We start from the raw sequence: 3,725 nt of genomic DNA, 5'->3' as shown, positions 1-3,725 counted from the left end.
CCTGGCTCCGAGCAGACGGTGTGGCAGGTCACGCTCGACTGTCATGTCGATCCGTCGGACCCGGCAGTCGCGGTTGAGATCGAGAGTGCTCTCCGGGAGCTGCGCGACTCCCTGGGCGCCTGGCGTGGGGGCGATGACCCCGGGAGAGGTTCACCCGTATCGGCAGGCGGTTGAATGAGCAGCGTGCCTATCATGCCGTTGTCCTCGTGGGGCAGGATGCGGCAGTGGTACACGGTCTTGCCTGTGACGTCGGGGCGGAAGTACATGCGGATGGTGAGCTGGCCGTTCGACGGTATGCGGTAGGTGTCCCACCAGATGTCCGGGTCGGTCTGCCACGAGGGGTCACCTGCAGGGATGCCCTGGACGTCGACGACCTGGAACGGGTTGACGTGGGTATGGATGGGGTGCTGGAAGACGTCGTCGTTGATCAGCGTCCATTCCTCGACCGTGCCGGCGGTGACCTCGTGGTGGAACCAGTCGGCGTCGAGTTCGCGGCCGTCGACGGTGATCCGTGTGGCAGCCCACTTGCCTCCTGGGGTGTCTCGACCGAAATGGAGCGTTCGACTCCTGACGACTGGGCCGATGGGCATTTGCGGCCCTTCGTCGAGCTGGCGCGGCAACCGGCTCACGACGGGTCGCCCGCTGACCACCATCGTGGCGAGTTCGACGGCTGGCCGGGCGCCGCCGGGATGGCCCTGGTCGTAGCTTTCGGCATGGACACGATACCGGCCTGACCTGGTGGCGCGGATCAGGAATTCGGCGCGGTTGCCGGGGGACAGCATGATCGAGGTCACCGGGCGCAGAAGTGTGAACGGGAAGCCGTCCTGACCGATCTGGTGCAGCGTGTGTCCTTCGACGTGCAGCCACATCGCACGATCCGGCTCGGCGTTGGCTATCCGCCAGCGCTGGATCTCGCCCGGTTGGATGTCGATCTCCGGCTGGAACTGGCCGTTGACGGTGTACGTCGGGTCAGGGATCGCTCCGTCGTCACCCGGAGACAGCCGGTCGATCACGATCGTACGATGGCGGAGATCGGCGATTCCCGGAACATCGTCGAAGCCGTCGCCGACGCTGTGTGCCTCCCGAGTATCCTGCAGCCGTTCCCCGCTCGGCGGGTCAGCTGGTGCCGCGGCGCCCGGAAGCTCGCGATCTGCCGTCCTTGGCGCGGGAATCGAGTCCACCGAGGGGAGAGGTGCCCGCCGCTTGAGGAAACCTGGCCTGCCGTCGGTACGTATCGCCATGTTCTGCCCCTGGTGCCTTTCGTCGCGCAAACAGCATCGAGAGGATGCTGGCACCGTTCTGACGTCGCTGAGGTCTGGATGGCTGAGTGGTTATCCAATTGTCATGTTACGTGTGAAGCCGCGGTTTAGCCTCGCGGTCGGTGAGCGGGATCACGGTACGGCGGTCGATCGTGGTCCAGTCTCAAGAAGTCGGGGCGGCGCGTCAGTGAACAGGGCGACGCGTGATCAGTTCGTCCGCCCGTTGGTCGGGAGAGGTGAGTATGACGAGGATGTCTGTCGGTGACGTCGTGGCCGGCCATGAGCTGGGGACCATCTACGGTGCCAGCGTTCAGGTGCCGGACCCCGAGCGCCTCGTGCACCTGCAGTTCCGTCGATATGCGGGCTGCCCGGTGTGCAACCGCCATCTGCGGTCGTTCGCTGTGCGGCACGACGAGATCCTGGCGGCAGGGATACGTGAGGTGGTCGTGTTTCATTCGGACGCCGAGACGATGCGTGAGCTGCAGGCTGACCTGCCGTTCGCGGCGGTCGCCGATCCCGGGAAGGCGCTCTACGCCGAATTCGGTGTTCAGAGAATGTCTCCGTGGCGCATCCTGGCGCCGCGGTCGTTGCGGGCCGTCGCTCGCGGATTGCGGCGGAGGCCCAGCCTGCGGGCCGTCGCGGGCAGGGGAGAGAATCACCTCGGCTTGCCCGCGGACTTTCTGATCGGCGCCGACGGTCGTCTCCTCGCCGTGAACTACGGCGCATATATTGACGATCAGTGGTCTGTCGACGAGTTGCTCGGCTTCGCCGGAGCGCGACAGACTCAGTGGCCGCGCGAATAGGGAGTCGTCTATTCGCGGCCTCAACCTCCGTCGCGACGCCGGTCGCTGTCTTGACATTCCACCGCACTGGAATCTTTACCGTGTTCGCTATGCATACGAACGGTGTTCGTCATCATGCCCATGTGATGACGGTAGGGGAGCTCTCCCGGAAGACGGGGGTGTCCGTCAAGACACTGCGCCAGTACACAGACTGGGGCCTGATCTACACGATCGGGCGCAGCACGGCGAACTATCGTCTCTTCGACAACGATGCCCTGTGGTGCGTGCAGTGGATCGGCATGCTCCGCGGCCTTGGCTTGACCGTGGCTGAGATCCGCGAGCTCGCGGAGACGTTCCCGGAACGTAACGGCGGACCGATCGGACCCAGGTTGGCGGAACGGTTGCGAGTCTCACGCGCGCGGATCCACACGCGTATGGCCGAGTTGCAGCGGGCCCTGGCCCGCATCGACGAGTTCGAGGCGGTCCACAGGTCTGAGTTGGAGGGCGAGAGCAGCTCCTGGGCCGACGATCCCAGGGTGCGGTGTGGTGTGAGCTCTTCCGCGGGCTTGGCGGGTGAGGCTTGACCCTCACCCTGGGGTCAGACCATAGCGTCGTAGTCGAAGCCGAACAGCCAATCTCACGTATGGAGGTACCGGCGATGACCAGCGTAGACGCGACGCAGGCGATCAGTGACCTGACGAGGCGTGGAGGTGGGCTCGACCTCGGCCCCGGCCCAGCCCGGCTGCTGGTCGGGATGTTGCGGCTGCTCGCGCAAGAGGGCCCCGTGACCCGCGAGCGTGCCGGTGACATGGTCGCCGACCTCGGGATCGATCGCGAGCAAGCCGATGAGCTACTTGAGGCGTGGACAGAGCACGACGAAGACGGTGACATCGTCGGGCTGGGGGTGACCTATAACCCGACCGCGCACCAGATGACCGTCGATGGTGTGCGGATGTGGGCGTGGTGCGCGATGGACACGCTGATCTACGCCTTCGTGCTCGACAAGCAGATCACCGTGGAGTCGAAATCGCCCGGCTCGGGCGGAACTGTGCGACTACAGGTGAGTCCGGCCGGGATCACTAACCTGGACCCGGTGTATGCGGTCATCACCTGGCCCGCGCGCGACAGTGATCAGGTCGACATAAGCTCGAAGGCGGCCATTTGGGGCACCTTCTGTCACCACAGCTTCTTCTTCCGGTCGCGGGCCGAGGCCGAGCAGTGGGCCTCGGGGCGGGACGACGTCGTCATACTGGCGATGGATGTCGGCCTCGCCGTCGGACATGAGCTGGCGGCCGCGTTGCTGCGCTACGAGCCGAGCTAGCCGACCTCAGTGCTGCGGAGCATGAGGTCGAGAGCCATCTCGAACTGTGCGTCCGGGTCGGACTGCCCGCAGAAGACCTCCGCCACCTGGGCGAGATCCTCGGGGACGTCGGGACGGAGTAGGTCGGCGACTGCCGGCGCGCATCCGACGCATCCGATGCCCCAGCTGACGTACGCGAGCGCGTAGCCGAGCGCATGCGACCAGATGGTGCGCAGCAACGCGTATGCGTAGTCTTCGGCGACACCCGCCTCAGTGGCAGCGGTGATGTGAGCTCGGACGGCCAGCAACGCCGTCCACGATCAGACTTACGCCATAAGTCATGGAGGATGTTATGCCTGCCGTGCTGACCGAGGGGCAAGCACC

At 65.5% G+C, this 3,725-nt stretch carries 5 protein-coding genes; 3 read left to right on the top strand and 2 right to left on the bottom strand.

What is annotated here, in order from left to right; genetic code table 11:
- Positions 1 to 41: 41 nt before the first annotated feature.
- Entirely contained in the window at positions 42 to 1,241 is a 1,200-nt protein-coding gene (locus ELR45_RS03815) for a multicopper oxidase family protein (protein WP_129663616.1), read from the bottom strand.
- Positions 1,242 to 1,501: 260 nt separating this feature from the next.
- Here ELR45_RS03815 and ELR45_RS03810 point away from each other — a divergent pair, with 260 nt between their 5' ends.
- The 3 genes from ELR45_RS03810 (at position 1,502) to merB (ending at position 3,362) form a co-directional block, all read left to right on the top strand.
- Positions 1,502 to 2,062 (top strand): peroxiredoxin-like family protein, encoded by a 561-nt coding sequence (locus ELR45_RS03810; protein ID WP_129663614.1) that lies wholly within the window; start codon positions 1,502 to 1,504, stop codon positions 2,060 to 2,062.
- A 125-nt stretch (positions 2,063 to 2,187) separates the two neighbouring features.
- Positions 2,188 to 2,625 (top strand): MerR family transcriptional regulator, encoded by a 438-nt coding sequence (locus ELR45_RS03805; protein WP_129664188.1) that lies wholly within the window; start codon positions 2,188 to 2,190, stop codon positions 2,623 to 2,625.
- Between the two features lie 74 nt (positions 2,626 to 2,699).
- A complete protein-coding gene (gene merB / locus ELR45_RS03800; protein WP_165367452.1) occupies positions 2,700 to 3,362 on the top strand; it encodes an organomercurial lyase in 663 nt (220 codons plus the stop codon).
- Here merB and ELR45_RS03795 read toward each other — a convergent pair.
- On the bottom strand, positions 3,359 to 3,649 hold the full coding sequence (locus ELR45_RS03795) for a dehydroquinate synthase/iron-containing alcohol dehydrogenase family protein (protein ID WP_129663610.1): 291 nt from the start codon (positions 3,647 to 3,649) through the stop codon (positions 3,359 to 3,361). The genes merB and ELR45_RS03795 overlap by 4 nt on opposite strands.
- Between the last annotated feature and the right edge of the window lie 76 nt (positions 3,650 to 3,725).

The organism is Phytoactinopolyspora endophytica (assembly GCF_004138495.1).
Classification (GTDB): Bacteria; Actinomycetota; Actinomycetes; order Jiangellales; family Jiangellaceae; genus Phytoactinopolyspora; species Phytoactinopolyspora endophytica.
This window is presented reverse-complemented; position numbering and strand designations above follow the sequence as displayed.